This window comes from Klebsiella sp. C349492, assembly GCF_042055345.1.
GTDB lineage: Bacteria > Pseudomonadota > Gammaproteobacteria > Enterobacterales > Enterobacteriaceae > Klebsiella > Klebsiella scottii.
Window position 1 is genome coordinate 1,451,620 of the sequence record NZ_JANQCE010000001.1, and the last position, 15,612, is coordinate 1,467,231.

Below are 15,612 nucleotides of genomic sequence, written 5' to 3' on the forward strand. Positions count from 1 at the left end.
GTATTTTCAATCAGCCGCGAGGAGACGTTATGCCATTTGTTCGCATCGATTTACGTAAAGGGAAACCCGCCGACTATCGTCAGAAAGTAGCTGACGCGGTCTACGACGCATTGGTGAGCGTGGGCGTCCCGGAGAATGACCGTTTTCAGGCGATCGGTGAATATGAGCCGGCAGGGTTGATTTATGATCCGGGCTACCTCGGCATAAATCGCACCGATGACTTCGTTGCCATTCAGATAACCTGGAACGAAGGGCGTAACACGCAGCAAAAAAAGGCGCTGTACCGGGCCATTGCAGACGGACTCCACCACGCGGTGGGACTTCGTCAACAAGATGTCTTTATCAGTCTGGTGGAAGTCAAAAAAGAAAACTGGTCCTTCGGCAACGGTGAGGCGCAGTACGCGGACGAATGATCCCGGGCTACGGGGTGCGGTCAGAAGTGAAAAATAAAGTCGTTGATGACGTTTTATCAATTAACCTCGAGGGTTTTTAATGACATTTTCGCAAAATAAAAGCTTCTGGCTGATTACTGGCGGGGCGCTGGTCCTCTTTCTCTCCCTTGGGATAAGGCATGGATTCGGCCTCTTTCTGCATCCTATGAGCGCTGAGTTTGGCTGGGGACGCGAAGTTTTTGCGTTTGCGATGGCAATACAGAATATTATCTGGGGAGTTGCGCAGCCGTTTGCCGGGGCGCTGGCGGATCGCTTCGGGACTCGCAGGACCATCATCTCGGGGGCGATTTTTTATACTGCGGGACTGATGCTAATGGGGTTTGCGCATACCCCCCTGCTGCTCTCGCTCAGTACCGGATTACTGATTGGTATTGGTCTGTCCGGCACTTCATTTTCTGTCATTCTCGGGGCGATTGGCCGCGCCGTTCCCGCTGAAAAACGTAGCATGGCAATGGGGCTCACTGCCGCGGCGGGGTCATTTGGGCAGTTTGCCATGCTGCCCGGCAGCATGGTGCTGATCCAATGGCTGGGATGGGCATCGGCCCTGATCGCTCTCGGCATGGTTGCTATGCTAATGCTGCCCGCCGCGGCGCTGTTTCAGCGTCAGGAAGCGGCGCATTCTGAACCGCATCAGACGATGAGCGAAGCATTACGGGAAGCTCTGGGACACTCCGGATTCTGGCTTTTATCCCTCGGGTTCTTCGTCTGCGGATTCCAGGTCGTCTTCATTGGTGTTCACCTACCCTCATATCTTATGGATAACCATCTCCCGGTCATCGCCGGAACCACCACGCTGGCTCTGGTCGGTTTATTTAATGTTTTCGGGACCTATTTCGCCGGGATGCTTGGCAGCCGCTATTCAAAAACAAAGCTACTGAGTCTGATCTACATTGTCAGGGCGGTAATCATTACCTTGTTTATCTCGTTCCCGGTTACAACCTGGTCGGCCTACTGTTTTGGTATCGCTATGGGGCTTCTCTGGCTTTCAACCGTACCGTTAACTAACGGAACGGTAGCAACAATGTTTGGCGTAAGGAACTTATCAATGCTGGGGGGAATTATCTTCCTGATGCATCAGGCAGGCGCTTTTCTTGGCGGCTGGCTGGGAGGATATCTTTACGATATCACCGGAAGCTATAGCATTGTCTGGTACGTAAGTATCGTTCTCAGCGTTATCGCTGCGGCGCTGAACTGGCCCATTCGGGAAGTTTCAAAGCGTGCGCTGACGGGGCTGAAAGTATGAATTGTTCATTCAGGACCGTAGCGGCTTGCCTCATTCTGGCCCTCCTGCTGCTGATATTTCTCATGTGGCGAGAAAATAAAGACCTGATACTGCATATCGGCATGAGCCACTGCTTCTGATTAACTTTTCACTTTACAGAGCCGCGTCGCTGTTATTATCGTCAGCGACGCCTTCTTAATATCCTCATCTCCGTTCGGCATATTTGCTGCGTTTATGTTGATAGAGTAAATCGTCAGCTTTGAGCATCGCCTGCGCCAGCGTATCCCCCGACTGAAGTTGATACGCGCCCCAGGAAAACGCCACCAGCCTATCACGATCGATGGTGAGCAAATGTTCCTGCGCGCGGGCAATAACATCGCGGGATTTATTCAGGGAATAATCAATAAGAACCAGACAGAACTCATCGCCGCCCAGCCGTATTCCGTAGTCGCTCTTACGAATGGCGCTCCCCAGCGCTGAACCCAGCATCTGTATCGCTTTATCCCCCATATGATGGCCCTGGGTATCATTAATTTTTTTAAGCCCATCGCTGTCAATTGCAATAACCGTGACCGGGATATTTCGCTCAACGAGGGAGCGGATTTTTTGTTCAAACTCCGGCGTCATGATTTTTCTGTTACACAGTCCGGTCATCGCATCCGTCACGTTATCCCGGGAAAGCGATTCATGCCTGATTAACTGCTTACGAGCATAGCGACATAGCGCCCAGGTTCCCAGGATATAAAGCATGAACAGCCATAAATTGGCAATAATGACGTAGATGGCGTCCAGCTTCGCATGGAGGGTGTAATACTGGGTAAGCGAGTCTGCGTAGCTGATCAAATCATAAGTTTTGACGTAGGGTTTATGGAAAAAAATATGCGTTCCAGTCACATTATCAGTAACATACAACGAGAGGAAGCGCCACAGCAGCGGGCGATCGACGGTTTTAAACGAAACCACAAGATCGTTAATATTGATGTCTGTGATCAGAATGCCCTTCACCTTATCCCCCAAAAACACCGGGGTAAGCATGCTGATAATATTGTTTTGGGTATATCCATCATGATAGATATGAGACAACGTGCTTTCACCTTTAAGCAGGTCATTCAGGGCGTTGTCATCAATAGAAATGGTGTGCGCGCTGCGCGCAATATTGATGCTGCTATTATCGCCAACTAACCAGTTACTAAAAGTGTAATTCTGTGTATTAATCAAATGATTAATATAAATATAGTTATGAGAAAGATCGATATAGTATCTGATATTCCTGAAAGTATAACCGGCATAGTTTGAAAAGCTGTACTTCGATATAGCCGCGCTCTCCGCAGAATGAATAACCGCCAGCGCATTAATATCACCCGCCCATTCTTCACACGATTCATTGCGGGTTTGCAGGGTACCTTGCAGGTTATTTCTGTTCTTTTTCAGCAGATTGAAGCCGTGGATGTCGCCTTCAGTTTCAAGGGACTGACAGACATTTTTCCGTTCACGTTCGCTTGAGGGGGCAGAAAATGCCTGGGTATAAAATGCCCGCGAAAGCCGGGTGGCAATATTCTGGTTAATGGACTCTTCATGGAAAAGTGCTGATTTACCATTTTCGGCAACATATCCCATATAATTCTGCAAAGCACGCCCTTCACGAACGGCCAACGCGGTAAAAAGAGCCGTAGTGCAAACCACGATCAGTACGATTGCGCTGATATATTTTTGACTGGACAAGATGGCTAACTCCCTGTCGTACCACCAACAAGTGACGGCAATTATAGCACCAATCAATACCTTCTCACCCGGTAATGACCACGGGAAACATGTCCGTTGAGCTCAACCGGCCGCGAAATTCCCGGCCACGACGGTTTAAAGCAATATCGGGCAGCAAATACCGCCGGCGACGTGACGGCGCTGCCCGCAGAGAGCGATCCCGGTCAAGGCATTCAGCGCGCTACCGTGGCATAATGCGTGAATACCGTACGGTATAGTTATTCATTTTTTAACCAGCTAAGGGTTCAACATGAAGGTACTGACGCAAGCGCGCCGCGAGGGGATCGTGGCCGCCGCCGCCGAGGTGTTTCTGGAGGTTGGCTACGAACGTGCCTCAATGGATGAAGTAGCCAGACGTGCCGGTGGCTCGAAGGCCACGCTCTATAAATACTTCTCTTCAAAAGAGGCGTTGTTTGAAACGGTTGTGCGCAACTACAGCGCCAGGTTTCTCACCGAAGCGGCAAGCGGGCTGACTCAACCGGAAAACCAGCACCTCTCCCTGGAACAAAAACTCATCCGCTTTGGTGAAGATATGCTGCGGGTAGTGGCATGCGATAACCAGGCGCTGCAGATCTATCGCGTTGTGCTGGGCGAAGCCGGCCACTCCGATATCGGGAAACTGTTTCTGGAATCCGGCATCCGCCAAAGCATGGAGGCGCTGGCCCAGGAAATGCAGGCGGCGATGGAACGGGGTGAACTGGCGCCGTCGGAGCCAATGCTTCGCGCCATCCAGTTTACATCGCTGATCAAAGCGGAAACCGAGGTCTTGTTTTTCTTGCGCAATATGCCCGATTTTACTCAGGAAAAAGTCAGTGAGATGGTCAGGAATGGCGTGCGGCTGTTTCTCGACGGCGCGCTTAAAAAACCTGAATAGCCCCTGCCCGGCCAGCGGGCATGTGAAGACCGGGTTCGCCGCCGCGAACCCGGTTGTTTATACGCTAAGAAAGTTACGCTAAGAAAGATTAGTCACGGCGACAAACTGCCGCGCCCGTCGCCACCCAGTCCGTCGCGGTCTGTCCTATCTGGCTCGCCAGGCGCTCAACCACGCGCTGCCAGGCAGCAAACATCTGCGCCGGATCGCCGGAGAGAGTTTGCGACAGGTGGCTTTTGCACACCAGCCGGCGATTTTCGTCCCCTCGCTGCGTGGATAGGCTCCAGCCAGCATCCAGGCTGACGGCCTTGCCGGGCCAGCTATCAAAACGCCGAACCTGCAGCAGAACCCGTACCACAGGTTTGCTGTTATCCCGCGCCAGCCCCGCCACATCCACAGTGTTAAGCTGCTGCGTCATGCTGAGGGACAGCGCCGTCTGCAGCTCATCGCCCAGCGGGCTTAGCCAGCGATCGTTGTCCAGAACGACGATGCGACTGTCGCTTTGGCGAACCACAACTTGTTGAGTGTCCAGCTGGGCCGGAACGCCAACGGGCAGCAGATCAATCACAAAGTCGGCCGGCGCGACGGCGCGGGAAACGGGGTCAGAATTGACCAGCGAGTGGTAGCGCACCTGGGGAGATGAGCATCCTGCCGGCAGGCACATGACGCCGAGGATAAGACATAAAACGGTTCTCATGGTCGTTCTCCTGCCTTAAGTGAACGGGGATCGTTCAGCTCCGCATCTGCGGAGCGGCCCTGCAATAGCGATTCCGGCTGGCGATCCAGCTGGTTTGTCAGGCTGCGGACGGCCCGCAGCGTTCGCGTGGTCTCCTGTAAGGACTGCAGGAGGTTAATCATCAGGGGGGAATCTTCCGCCAGCAGGTTCCGCGCGTCTTGTGTCGTTTTCTGAGTCTGTTGCATCAGGCGGTTGGCGGCGGGCAGAGACTGATTGTTCACCATTCGCAGAGTTTTATTCAGCTCTTCCAGCGTGTTATTCATGTTGGTCCCGATCTTATCCAGCGGCATTTTGTTTATTTTCCTGGCGATATCCGTGAGCTGGTCCTGAAGGATTGTCAGCCCGCCATTCACGGTGGGCAGCTCAACCGGGCGCCTGGTCGCATCAAAGTTCACTTTTGGCGCATCCGGTAAGAAATCGAGCGAGATGTAAAGTTGCCCCGTCAGCAGACTGCTGGAAGTGGCCTGCGCTCGCAGCCCGTGCGCGATCATCTCGCGCGTGAAAAGGGCCGTATTGAGGTCCGTGTCGCCTGTTGGTTTCGGCAGCTTTTCCAGCACATTGCCCATCCGCGAGGGATAAACGTCAATATCCACAATGGTCGGAAAGCGATATCCGTCGGGGTTATAGTCAAGCTCGACGGCGGCAACGCGTCCGATCCGCACGCTGGAAAACTCAACCGGAGCGCCAATGTTCAGGCCATGTAAGCCGTGTTCAAAACGCAGTTGAAAACGCACCGGCGGACCATCCTCAGGCGCCATCGCGCTTTCCCGATCCGCTGCCAGTTTGTAACGCGTTTGCTTATAGAGCACGCCGCGGGTTGGGTCATCCGGCCTTGAGAACGCGATCCCCCCCGCCATGATGGCGGCGAGCGTCTGGGTTTTAAGCTGAAAACCGTCGCTCCCTACCGAGAGATCCACGCCGCTCACATTCCAGAATCGCGAATCCGCCGTGACCAGGCGGTCATAAGGGGCATCAATAAAGATGTTGAGATCGATTCCCCTGCCGTCTTTGCGCAGCTGCCAGGAGGTGACCCGCCCCACCGGAATGCGGCGATAGTAAACCGGAGAGTTAATATCCAGCGATCCAAGGTCGTCCGCTTCCAGCATAAACTGGCTGCCCGTCATGTCGTTGACGATAGCCGGAGGGGTTTCCATTCCGGTGAACTGGTATTTACTTTCATCGGACTTCCCTCTGTCCACGCCGATGTAGGCCCCTGACAACAGCGTATCAATGCCGCTGACGCCGCTCATCCCGACTCGCGGCCTGACCACCCAAAATCGGGTGTCGGCGAGCGCCAGATGCTGAGCGCTTCTGCCAAGCGTGACCCGTACTAACACCTGGGTGTTATCGGGGCTGAGGGTGATTTCCTTCACCAGCCCGACGGTGACATCTTTATATTTCACCGCTGTTTTTCCGGCTTCGAGACCGGCGGCGCTGCGAAACGTAATCACCACCTCCGGCCCGACTGACAGGCGTGCCTGGATAACCATCGACACGGCGACCACAAACGCGACCGCGGGGATCAGCCAGATGACGGCATTGCGCCAGCGGCCGTGACGAAAAAGAGGAATACCCGAAACAGGAGGCTTCATTGCTTGTCTTCCCATAGCGTTTTTGGTTTAAAACTCAGCGCACAAAACATAGTCAAAATGACCACCAGGCCGAAAAGCAGAATCCCAACCCGGGGTTCGGCCTCGCTGAGCACATGAAAGCGGAGCAGGCCGCACACTGCGGCCACCACCACCACATCCAGCATCGACCAACGGCCAATCCACTCCGTTATCCGGTACAGCCTGGCCCGTTCGCATCTGGCCCAGCGGCTCTTTCGGGCAGTTGAGATCAGCAATACGCTCATTGACAGAAATTTCAGGCAGGGAACCATCACGCTGGCAATAAAAATGATCGCCGCAATGCCCCACGACCCGCTTCGCCAGAAGGCCACGATGCCGGAAAGGATCGTGCTTTCACTGCCATGACCGAGAAGCGTTGTGTACATTACCGGGAAAATATTGGCGGGTACGTATAGGATCATGGAGGTTAAAAGCAGCGCCCAGCTCAAATGCGGACGCCCGGGCTGGCGGCCGGGCAGCACCGTCTGGCAGCGAGGACATTTACCACGCACGCCGAACGCCGTTTCGTCGGCGCACACCAGGCCACACAGAGAACAGCGGCACACCTGCATCTGACGGGCAAAGGGGGGATTACTCACCACGGCCCTTCTCCTCGACCGTAAGCAGATCCCACAGCGGACGCAGATCGTGGCTGTTGATGAGGACAACCAGCACGCAAGATAGGGCCAGCGCCCAACCGCCCGGCCCTATGGAGACATCCAGCAGTGACGAGAGCTTTATCCCGGCGACAAGAAACCCCAGCACGCCAACTTCCACCATGCTCCAGGGATGCAGCCACTTGAGCGCTCTCATAATGAAGATAAACGCCGGTGCCGGACGCGCGAAATACGCAAAGCTCAGCAGCCATACCGTTAGGGTTATCTGTAAGAAAGGGGCAATAACCAGAAGAAAAGCGGTACAGACCGCCATAATCGGATTGCCATCTCCGGCAGCCAGCGCCCATGCCACATTCCACAGCGTGACGTCGTTCGCCATCCCGTGAAACCCAACGGATATAACCGGAAAAATACAGGCCAGAAATAGGATGATTGCCGCCGTCAACATCAGGGGCAGTACATGGCCAGGCACACGCCGGTGACCACGCCATAGCACTGCGTAACAACGCTGGCAGAGCGCGATTTCGCCCGATGCGCAGGGTAATCTCTGGTAAACGCTGTCGCAATGTGGGCAGATGATCAGATGCGGGAATGTCTTCATAACGCCGGGCCGCCAGGACGTTGCTAATGGGGAAAATCACAGCCGGTTGCGCTTAAAAGCTTCCGGCTGCGCGTACTGTGTCTGAGGCTACCTGAGCGCTTCCGCCAGCTCTTCCGCCCCTTTTTCAATACCGACTTCTGCGGCGCTCAGCGAGCCGATGCTGGCAGAGATATTCATGGCATTCGGATACTGCCGGGCAACGTAGGCTTTCAGCAGTTCGTGGCTGTTTGCGTCATAAATTTCGACGGCATAATCCACCGAACCGCTCATCAGCCCCCGACCGCCGCGCACCGATTGCACAATGTTGTAGGGGCCCCCTGCCAGATCGAATTTGGTGAACGTTCCGATCACCTGCGGGGTGGTGTCAGCCCCGGTCAGCGTCAACTTCAGACGCAAGGTATTCGCCGCGGGCTCTTTGAGCTCTTTAAAGCGCGCGCTAAGAGCTTTGCTGAACTCCTGTTGCATGTGAGCGGCAAGCGTTTGGCGATCGGCCTGCGCCATATCGTCAAACTGTCCATCGTTGCCCTGATAAATTCTCACCGGGTCAATGATGATGCTGTCGTACTTACGCCAGTCCACCAGAGGCGAATAACGATATGGCATGCGATCGGCATTATCATCGGTGTTTGCCGTCAGCTTTGAAGCCGAGTCGATACCGCTGTAACGCACGGGCTCATTACCGGCACAGCCCGCCAACAGCAGGGTGACACCGATAACCGCCAGCCCACCGATTTGCCTTAACATCTTCATGTGCAGATCCTTTCGTTTTGGTTAAGGGCTGCGCCTACCGGCCAGCCTTGCGTAAAAACAGTCAAATTCACACTCAATGTGAACTGTACGGTTTAGTTTTGATCGCATCACTGAAATCTGTCAACTTAATTGTTCGGCGAAAATATTCTGTTTGGGAATTAACGCATAGATGCAGCGCGGATGGCTTTTTTGAGGAGAGCGGGTCGCGTATGACAACGCGGCGCCCGGCGCGGACAATGCGCCGGGCGTATTAGTTCATAACTCGTTGAAAAAAAGGTATTTAATGCCTCTTACGGGCCCGGATATGATATCTTTCGCCTTGCCGAACCATAGGAAGAACACCGTTGTGTCGCGCCAGGCGAAAGTTAGCCGGCGCCGATCATCAGGTTCAGGTTTTGCACCGCGGCTCCCGATGCCCCTTTGCCGAGGTTATCGAAGACCGCCGTCAGCAGTATTTGCCCGCTCTCAGGATTTGAAAATACGCCAAGTTCCATCTCGTTGCTGCCGTTCAGCCGCTGGGGATCGAGACGCTCAATCTCGCCGACGACTTCAGGCGCCAGCACCTTGACCAGATCGCTATGGCGATAATGCTGCGCCAGGCAGGCATGTACTGCTGCCGCATCGGCACGTTCAGGCAGCAGGCGCTGCTGTAGCGGCACGCTGAGGATAATCCCCTGGCGGTAGGCGCCGTAAGCCGGCATGAAAAACGGCGGCGTGGAGAGCCCGGCATAGCGCGCGATCTCCGGCACATGCTTGTGCCTGAGAGCTAAACCATACGCCTGAAAAGCAGGCCCGGAGCCTGCAGAACCGCCTTCGTACAGCTCAATCGCCGCCCTTCCGCCTCCTGAATAGCCGGATACGGCATGGATGGAAACGGGATAATCAGCGGGCAGCAGCCCGGCGTTCACCAGCGGGAGCAGGAGCCCAATGGCGCCGGTTGGGTAACAGCCTGGATTGGTTACGCGCTTCGACGCTCTGATGCGATCGGGCTGGTCGGCGCTCATCTCCGGGAAACCGTACGTCCACCCTGAGACGGTGCGATGCGCCGAACTCGCATCGATTACCCGCACCTGCGGATTCTCCAGCATCGCCACCGACTCGCGCGCCGCCTCATCGGGCAGGCACAAAATGGCGATATCGCAGCCGTTCAGCATCTCCGCCCGAAGGCGCCGATCTTTGCGCTGGGATACGGGCAGAGTCATCAGCTTAATATCTGAACGGTGGCGCAGACGATCGTGGATTTGCAAACCCGTTGTGCCCTGCTCGCCATCAATAAATACGTGAGTCATCGTCGTTTCCTTAAACCAGACAGAACTTCAGTGCATGAATGTTGTGCCTGGTTTAAGTATTGGTAAAGTTGAATTATCCTAACGTCAAATTCAGTTTTTCTGAGGTACGCTTATGCGGGAGATCAATCTCGATCAGCTGCGCACGCTGATCACCATTGCCGATACCGGCTCTTTCAACGAAGCCGCCCGCCTGCTGCACCTGGCGCCACCGACGGTCAGCCTGCATATCTCCGAGCTTGAAAGCCGCGTCGGGGCTAAGCTGCTCTCCCGCACCCGCGGCAAAGTCAGGCCGACGGCCATTGGAGAGAACATGGTCGCGCACGCCCGCCGGCTCCTTGCCGACGTCGCCTATGCGCTTGACGACATATCCCGCCAGGCTCAGGGGTTGAGCGGTCAGGTCAGGCTTGGGGCGTCGACCGGAGCCATTGCTTATCTGCTGCCGCGGGCGATTGAAAAACTGGCGCAGTCCCATCCGAGTATTGACGTACACATTACCGTCCTGACGTCGCAGCAGACCCTTGAGCAGCTGAAATCCGGTTCGCTCGATATCGGCATCGTGGCGCTTCCACAGCCCCGGAGCAGCGGCCTGAAAATTGATGCCTGGCGGCGAGATCCCGTTGTCGCGTTCCTGCCTGCGGACTGGGCGGCACCGGAGGTGGTGACGCCGGAATGGATGATTGCAAAGCCCCTGGTGCTGAACGGCTCCGGCACCCACCTGTCGCAGCTGACCAGCGGCTGGTTTGCCGATACGGGCCATAGCCCCACGCCGCGGATCAAGCTTGATTACAACGATGCCATTAAAAGCCTGGTGGGTGCCGGGTATGGCGCCACGTTGCTGCCTCTTGAATCGGGTACCCAGCTCTCCGCCGATAGCCGTATCGCCATTCGTCCCTTAAAGCCGGCGCTGTGGAGAGAGCTAGGATTAGCCTGGCGGGAGAGTGAAAACGAGCTATCGACGCAGCATCTGCTTGCAGCGCTGCGGGATCTGCAGCAGGAGTAGATTCACCGGAAACTGCCGAACGTGATTGCGGGAATGCCTGCCCCAGGTTTTATCTCCCCGGGGCGGCCTATCGGGCACGTCCATCGTCGGGCATAGGCCCCGCCGCCGAACTTTAGCGAGGGGCGGTAGCCCGGGCCGATTTTGCGCTTAGCGGTTTTTCAGCACCTGAGGATCGATCTGCGCCACGATCAGATCGGCGATATCGTGCTGCTGGTGTACCTTGCCGCATTTAACGATGATCTGCCGCGCGTTGTCATACCCCGGCGCCCACAGCCGGTTGTTCATCCGCACATCTTTATAGACCGCAACCAGCGGTTTCTTCCACGCCGCCGCCATGTGCACGATCGACGTATCCGGCGAGATAACCAGGTCGGCTTCGGCAATCAGCGCCATCGCATGATGCAGGGTTTTAAACGGATTCACGCTCACCTTCTCCGGCAGCGGAATGCGAATTTCGTTGCGATGATCGAGCAGAATAACGTTAACCCGAGGATACTCCGCCTGCAGCCTGGCGATAAGCGCCGACAGCTGCTCCTGCGACAGGCTGCGATCCTGATGGCCGGCAAAAATGTTCACCACCGCTCTGGGTCCGTCGATAGCGGCCAGATGCTGGCGAACCTGCTGGTGGACATCCTGCGGAATATGCAGGTCGTAGGTTGTGAGATGTTTCTTATCCAGATTCATATGCTCAGCAATAAAATCAAAGGTTTTGCTGACATGCCAGTTTTCACAATCAAATTTAAACGAGGTGGTGTAATGATTAATTGATGGCCATTTATTAAAGCCGAGCACTGATTTTGCTTTTATTTGTCGGAGAAGCAACATTCTGTGTACGGGCATATCAAACAAAGAGGGGTCAATAACGATATCGTACTTATTATTCGCCAGCTCATTAATAACAGACTGAGGAACATTGTGCGTAAACTTGCGCAGAAAAGCGGCGGAATCGACATTGTCAGCCTCATAGATGTGGCGGATTCGCGGGTTATGGCGCATCACCTGACTATTCGATTTGGTCAGCAGGAAATCCACGATATAGCCGGATTCATGAAGGCATTTGACCAGCGCGGAATCAACGACCACGTCCCCTACCGCGCCTTCGTTACGCATCAGCAGCACGGTTTTCGCCGAACTGACGTCGACCTCCCGACGGGTATGCTTGTCCCAGAACGCTTTAGCAATATAAACACGCATCACGTTGCGGACTTTCTTTATAAAATAATTACGGCGCCTGTTCAGTTCCCTTATTTTTTTGAACTTCCGGGGGGATACCTGCACCGCTGCGTTTTCCATCATCATAACCTCGTTACCACTATCAACAGCACCTCGTTAGTCTGATTAAGGACTAAAGAAAATGAGAAAAGTTCGCTTGATTAATAAATTCCTTTCGCTTTGAGCAGCGGGAGGATAGTAATACTTTTCACTATTCCAGCATATCGTTCCGGAGATAAAATGAGTGAAATATGAATTTAATGTGGAAGATCGCGGCAACGGCCGACGGTTTTCATCCGGCGCGGAGAAGATTAAACTTGCCGTTTTGTCCCCGGAGAGAACCGCGCATGAATGCACCTGAAAAACCGAACACCCACCGCCGGCTGCTGGCGTTACTCGACGAACGCCAGGCCCGCTACCGGCTGGTAGAGCATGAGGCGGTGGGAAAATGCGAGGCGGTTTCTGAAATTCGCGGCACCGCTCTCGGACAAGGGGCGAAGGCGCTGGTCTGCAAAGTGAAAGGCCACGGCATAAATCAGCATGTGCTGGCGATCCTCGCCGCCGACCAGCAGGCCGATCTCTCGCGCCTGGCGCTGCACATTGGCGGCAGCAAAGCCTCGCTGGCCAGCCCCGCCGAAGTCGATGCCCTGACGGCCTGCGTCTTTGGCGCCATTCCCCCTTTCAGCTTCCATCCGGCTCTGCGCCTGGTGGCCGACCCGCTGCTGTTCGAAAACTTCAGCGAAATCGCCTTTAACGCCGGACGGCTGGACAGGTCAATTATCCTCGATACGGCCGACTATCTCCGCATCGCCCGCCCCGAACTGGTCGCCTTTCGCCGGGAAGCCTGAGCGGTCTCGCATTAGCTGCCTCCTGAAAGCGCGCCAGCGTGACAAATAAGCCTGTTTATTCACGCTATTATGCGTAAAGTAGACGGGCTTATTATTTTGGCAAGGATCTCCTGACATGTTCGATACCACCCTGTTCGTGCTTCTGGGGCTGGCCGCGCTCGGCTTTATCAGCCACAACACCACCGTGGCAATTTCTATCCTGGTTTTAATTATCGTGCGCGTCACGCCGCTCAACGTCTTTTTCCCGTGGATTGAAAAACAGGGGCTGACGATCGGTATTATCATTTTGACCATCGGCGTGATGGCGCCCATCGCCAGCGGCACTCTGCCCCCCTCGACGCTGCTGCACTCGTTCGTTAACTGGAAGTCGCTGCTGGCTATCGCCGTCGGCGTGTTTGTCTCCTGGCTCGGCGGACGCGGCGTCTCGCTGATGGGTTCTCAGCCGCAGCTGGTCGCCGGACTGCTGGTGGGGACCGTCCTCGGCGTCGCGCTTTTCCGCGGGGTGCCCGTCGGCCCGCTGATCGCCGCGGGGATCATCTCGCTGTTTATCGGAAAGTCGTAGTCAGGCTGGCAAGATAGCGTCCGGGAGTTTGGCCGAGGCCCTTTTTGAACATGGTGATAAACGCGGTCGTCGAGTCATACCCCAGGCCGTGCGCGACCTGCTGCACCGTTTGCCCGCGGATCAGCATCTGCAGCGCCAGGATCAGCTGCAGCTGATGCCGCCAGCGGCGAAAGCTGAGGCCGGTTTCGCGAACCACCAGCCGCGCCAGGTTACGCTCGCTCATCGCGAACTCCGCCGCCCACTGGCCGAGGGTCTGCCACTGCGCCGGAGATACCGCCATCAGCTCCGCCATCTGGCGGATTTTCGGGTGCGCGGAAACCGGCAGCTGCAGATGCTCCTCCGGCTGCTGCGGAAGCTCGTCAAACAGCACCTGCACCAGCCGTCGGGTCGTGGGATTGTCACTCTCCGTCGCGCTGCGCCCGGCAAGGGTCAGGATCAGCTCGCGCACCAGCGGAGAGATCTTCAGCGTGCAGCTGCGCTGCGGCATCGGGGCCGCTCCCGGTTCGATAAACAAAAAGCAGATCCGCGCTCCCGGCGTTGCGCGGTTGCTGTGGGGCTGCTGGCCCGGGACCCACACCGCATACTGCGGCGGCACCATCCACATCCCGTTTTCCACCTCACAGGTTAGCGCGCCGTGCAGCGCCAGGATCAGCTGCCCTTTGCGGTGCTGATGGCGCGGAATAAACTGCTCATCCTCAACCACCTGAATATGAAACGCGAGGGCCGCTTCGCGCCCGCTGTCCGGGTCATAGCCGTCAAGACTCAAACCAATCATCAGATTGTCCGATATTAGCGATAATCTGTCATTTTAGCTTGATTTAAACAATCGGCAAACGCGCTATTGTAGCCACCCTGTTTACTGGTCTGAGATAGCCATGAGTTCTGTTCCTCCCACTGCCGGCCGCCGTAATCTGCTGCTGATTGCCGGTATTTTACTGATCGCCACCACGCTGCGCGTGACCTTTACCGGCGCCGCCCCGCTGCTGGACGCCATTCGCGCGGAGTACGGTCTGACCACCGCCCAGACCGGGCTGCTAACCACCCTACCGCTGCTGGCCTTTGGTCTGGTTTCGCCGCTGGCGGCAGGCGTAGCCCGCCGCTTTGGTATCGAACGCAGCCTGCTGATCGCGCTGGGGCTGATTTGCCTCGGTATTGGCCTGCGCTCGCTGCCTTCCGCCGCGATGCTCTTTGGCGGTACGACGGTGATCGGCTGCGGTATCGCCTTAGGGAACGTGCTGCTGCCGGGCTTAATCAAGCGCGATTTTTCGCAGCACGTCGCTAAGATGACCGGCGCCTATTCGCTCACCATGGGCGCCGCCGCGGCGCTGGGTTCGGCCGTGGTGGTCCCGCTGGCGCTGGCCGGCTTTGGCTGGCGCGGCGCGCTGCTCATGCTGATGGCCTTCCCGCTGCTGGCGCTGTTCTTCTGGCTGCCGCAGTCGCGCAGGCAGGTCGCCGCTCCGCTGACCGCGTCAGGCGCAATGCACAACCGCGGGATCTGGCGCTCGGCGCTGGCCTGGCAGGTGACGCTGTTCCTCGGCATTAACTCGCTGGTGTATTACGTGATAGTCGGCTGGCTGCCGGCAATTTTGCAGAGCCTTGGCTATAGCGAAGCGCAGGCCGGCTCCCTGCACGGTCTGCTTCAGCTGGCCACCGCCGCGCCGGGCCTCGCGATCCCGCTGATTCTGCACCGACTGAAAGACCAGCGCGGCATCGCGGTGCTGGTGGCGCTAATGTGCGCCGTCAGCTCCGCCGGGCTGTGGCTGGCGCCCGGGCAGGCGGTTATCTGGGCGCTGGTCTTTGGTTTCGGTTCCGGGGCGACGATGATTCTGGGACTGACGTTTATCGGCCTGCGCGCCAGCTCGGCGCACCAGGCAGCGGCGCTTTCCGGTATGGCGCAGGCCGTCGGCTATCTGCTGGCCGCCTGCGGACCGCCGGTGATGGGGAAAATCCATGATGCCAACGGCGACTGGCATATTCCGTTAATCGCCGTGGCGCTGAGCGCCGTGGCGATGGCCATATTTGGCGCCCTTGCCGGCCGCGCCAGGGAGATTAACGGCTAAAGCGCTCTTTTGCCCTCGCCC

17 protein-coding genes are annotated in these 15,612 nt (G+C 56.4%); 8 read left to right on the plus strand and 9 right to left on the minus strand.

Features of this window, described 5'->3' with window-relative positions:
* The first annotated feature begins 29 nt into the window (after window positions 1-29).
* A complete protein-coding gene (locus tag NWP14_RS06825; RefSeq protein WP_095096711.1) occupies window positions 30-413 on the plus strand; it encodes a tautomerase family protein in 384 nt (127 codons plus the stop codon).
* Between the two features lie 79 nt (window positions 414-492).
* Entirely contained in the window at window positions 493-1,695 is a 1,203-nt protein-coding gene (locus NWP14_RS06830) for an MFS transporter (protein ID WP_375215030.1), read from the plus strand.
* Between the two features lie 183 nt (window positions 1,696-1,878).
* On the opposite strand, the gene dgcJ is transcribed toward NWP14_RS06830, so the two are convergent.
* Window positions 1,879-3,396 carry a diguanylate cyclase DgcJ gene (dgcJ, locus tag NWP14_RS06835; RefSeq protein ID WP_346431681.1) on the minus strand — a complete coding sequence of 506 codons (1,518 nt, stop codon included), beginning with the start codon at window positions 3,394-3,396 and terminating at the stop codon, window positions 1,879-1,881.
* Window positions 3,397-3,492: 96 nt separating this feature from the next.
* Here dgcJ and NWP14_RS06840 point away from each other — a divergent pair, with 96 nt between their 5' ends.
* Window positions 3,493-3,630 carry a hypothetical protein gene (locus NWP14_RS06840; protein WP_331835468.1) on the plus strand — a complete coding sequence of 46 codons (138 nt, stop codon included), beginning with the start codon at window positions 3,493-3,495 and terminating at the stop codon, window positions 3,628-3,630.
* 55 nt (window positions 3,631-3,685) lie between these two features.
* A complete protein-coding gene (locus NWP14_RS06845; protein ID WP_095096705.1) occupies window positions 3,686-4,309 on the plus strand; it encodes a TetR/AcrR family transcriptional regulator in 624 nt (207 codons plus the stop codon).
* Window positions 4,310-4,397: 88 nt separating this feature from the next.
* Here NWP14_RS06845 and NWP14_RS06850 read toward each other — a convergent pair whose 3' ends face one another.
* From NWP14_RS06850 to argC, 6 genes are all read right to left on the minus strand, one after another.
* Window positions 4,398-5,003: a membrane integrity-associated transporter subunit PqiC gene (locus NWP14_RS06850; RefSeq protein ID WP_375215031.1), complete on the minus strand. Its 606-nt coding sequence runs from the start codon at window positions 5,001-5,003 to the stop codon at window positions 4,398-4,400.
* Entirely contained in the window at window positions 5,000-6,634 is a 1,635-nt protein-coding gene (locus tag NWP14_RS06855) for an intermembrane transport protein PqiB (RefSeq protein ID WP_095096700.1), read from the minus strand. The genes NWP14_RS06850 and NWP14_RS06855 overlap by 4 nt, the downstream gene beginning before the upstream one ends.
* Window positions 6,631-7,251 (minus strand): paraquat-inducible protein A, encoded by a 621-nt coding sequence (locus tag NWP14_RS06860; protein WP_375215105.1) that lies wholly within the window; start codon window positions 7,249-7,251, stop codon window positions 6,631-6,633. Before NWP14_RS06860 ends, NWP14_RS06855 begins: the two co-directional genes overlap by 4 nt.
* The gene (locus tag NWP14_RS06865; protein ID WP_095096695.1) at window positions 7,244-7,870 is read right to left on the minus strand and encodes a paraquat-inducible protein A; all 627 of its coding nucleotides are present in this window, start codon (window positions 7,868-7,870) and stop codon (window positions 7,244-7,246) included. The genes NWP14_RS06860 and NWP14_RS06865 overlap by 8 nt, the downstream gene beginning before the upstream one ends.
* A gap of 87 nt (window positions 7,871-7,957) precedes the next feature.
* Window positions 7,958-8,620 (minus strand): DUF3313 domain-containing protein, encoded by a 663-nt coding sequence (locus NWP14_RS06870; protein WP_095096693.1) that lies wholly within the window; start codon window positions 8,618-8,620, stop codon window positions 7,958-7,960.
* Window positions 8,621-8,985: 365 nt separating this feature from the next.
* Window positions 8,986-9,909 carry an N-acetyl-gamma-glutamyl-phosphate reductase gene (argC, locus tag NWP14_RS06875; RefSeq protein WP_375215032.1) on the minus strand — a complete coding sequence of 308 codons (924 nt, stop codon included), beginning with the start codon at window positions 9,907-9,909 and terminating at the stop codon, window positions 8,986-8,988.
* A 112-nt stretch (window positions 9,910-10,021) separates the two neighbouring features.
* Here argC and NWP14_RS06880 point away from each other — a divergent pair, with 112 nt between their 5' ends.
* Complete coding sequence (locus NWP14_RS06880) at window positions 10,022-10,909, plus strand: LysR family transcriptional regulator (protein WP_375215033.1); 888 nt, start codon at window positions 10,022-10,024, stop codon at window positions 10,907-10,909.
* A gap of 147 nt (window positions 10,910-11,056) precedes the next feature.
* Here the strand turns inward: NWP14_RS06880 and NWP14_RS06885 are convergent, their stop codons facing one another.
* A complete protein-coding gene (locus NWP14_RS06885) occupies window positions 11,057-12,205 on the minus strand; it encodes a glycosyltransferase family 9 protein (protein ID WP_095098081.1) in 1,149 nt (382 codons plus the stop codon).
* A gap of 263 nt (window positions 12,206-12,468) precedes the next feature.
* Between NWP14_RS06885 and NWP14_RS06890 the strand changes: the two genes are divergently transcribed.
* Window positions 12,469-12,969 carry a YbaK/prolyl-tRNA synthetase associated domain-containing protein gene (locus tag NWP14_RS06890; protein WP_095096685.1) on the plus strand — a complete coding sequence of 167 codons (501 nt, stop codon included), beginning with the start codon at window positions 12,469-12,471 and terminating at the stop codon, window positions 12,967-12,969.
* A 115-nt stretch (window positions 12,970-13,084) separates the two neighbouring features.
* On the plus strand, window positions 13,085-13,531 hold the full coding sequence (locus NWP14_RS06895) for a DUF441 domain-containing protein (protein ID WP_045854946.1): 447 nt from the start codon (window positions 13,085-13,087) through the stop codon (window positions 13,529-13,531).
* Here the strand turns inward: NWP14_RS06895 and NWP14_RS06900 are convergent.
* Entirely contained in the window at window positions 13,515-14,309 is a 795-nt protein-coding gene (locus tag NWP14_RS06900; protein WP_189339838.1) for a helix-turn-helix domain-containing protein, read from the minus strand. The two genes, NWP14_RS06895 and NWP14_RS06900, sit on opposite strands and share 17 nt — an antisense overlap.
* Window positions 14,310-14,406: 97 nt before the next feature.
* Between NWP14_RS06900 and NWP14_RS06905 the strand changes: the two genes are divergently transcribed.
* Window positions 14,407-15,591, plus strand: a complete 1,185-nt coding sequence (locus NWP14_RS06905; protein WP_346431685.1) for a CynX/NimT family MFS transporter — start codon at window positions 14,407-14,409, stop codon at window positions 15,589-15,591.
* The last annotated feature ends 21 nt before the right edge of the window (window positions 15,592-15,612 follow it).

Excerpts from the sequence above, each read along its gene's own strand:
- NWP14_RS06855 (WP_095096700.1), bottom strand. The coding sequence starts at position 6,634 with ATGAAGCCTCCTGTTTCGGGTATTCCTCTTTTTCGTCACGGCCGCTGG.
- NWP14_RS06825 (WP_095096711.1), top strand. The coding sequence starts at position 30 with ATGCCATTTGTTCGCATCGATTTACGTAAAGGGAAACCCGCCGACTAT.
- NWP14_RS06885 (WP_095098081.1), bottom strand. The coding sequence starts at position 12,205 with ATGATGGAAAACGCAGCGGTGCAGGTATCCCCCCGGAAGTTCAAAAAA.
- NWP14_RS06880 (WP_375215033.1), top strand. The coding sequence starts at position 10,022 with ATGCGGGAGATCAATCTCGATCAGCTGCGCACGCTGATCACCATTGCC.
- NWP14_RS06845 (WP_095096705.1), top strand. The coding sequence starts at position 3,686 with ATGAAGGTACTGACGCAAGCGCGCCGCGAGGGGATCGTGGCCGCCGCC.
- NWP14_RS06850 (WP_375215031.1), bottom strand. The coding sequence starts at position 5,003 with ATGAGAACCGTTTTATGTCTTATCCTCGGCGTCATGTGCCTGCCGGCA.
- NWP14_RS06865 (WP_095096695.1), bottom strand. The coding sequence starts at position 7,870 with ATGAAGACATTCCCGCATCTGATCATCTGCCCACATTGCGACAGCGTT.
- NWP14_RS06895 (WP_045854946.1), top strand. The coding sequence starts at position 13,085 with ATGTTCGATACCACCCTGTTCGTGCTTCTGGGGCTGGCCGCGCTCGGC.
- argC (WP_375215032.1), bottom strand. The coding sequence starts at position 9,909 with ATGACTCACGTATTTATTGATGGCGAGCAGGGCACAACGGGTTTGCAA.
- NWP14_RS06870 (WP_095096693.1), bottom strand. The coding sequence starts at position 8,620 with ATGAAGATGTTAAGGCAAATCGGTGGGCTGGCGGTTATCGGTGTCACC.
- NWP14_RS06830 (WP_375215030.1), top strand. The coding sequence starts at position 493 with ATGACATTTTCGCAAAATAAAAGCTTCTGGCTGATTACTGGCGGGGCG.
- NWP14_RS06905 (WP_346431685.1), top strand. The coding sequence starts at position 14,407 with ATGAGTTCTGTTCCTCCCACTGCCGGCCGCCGTAATCTGCTGCTGATT.
- NWP14_RS06890 (WP_095096685.1), top strand. The coding sequence starts at position 12,469 with ATGAATGCACCTGAAAAACCGAACACCCACCGCCGGCTGCTGGCGTTA.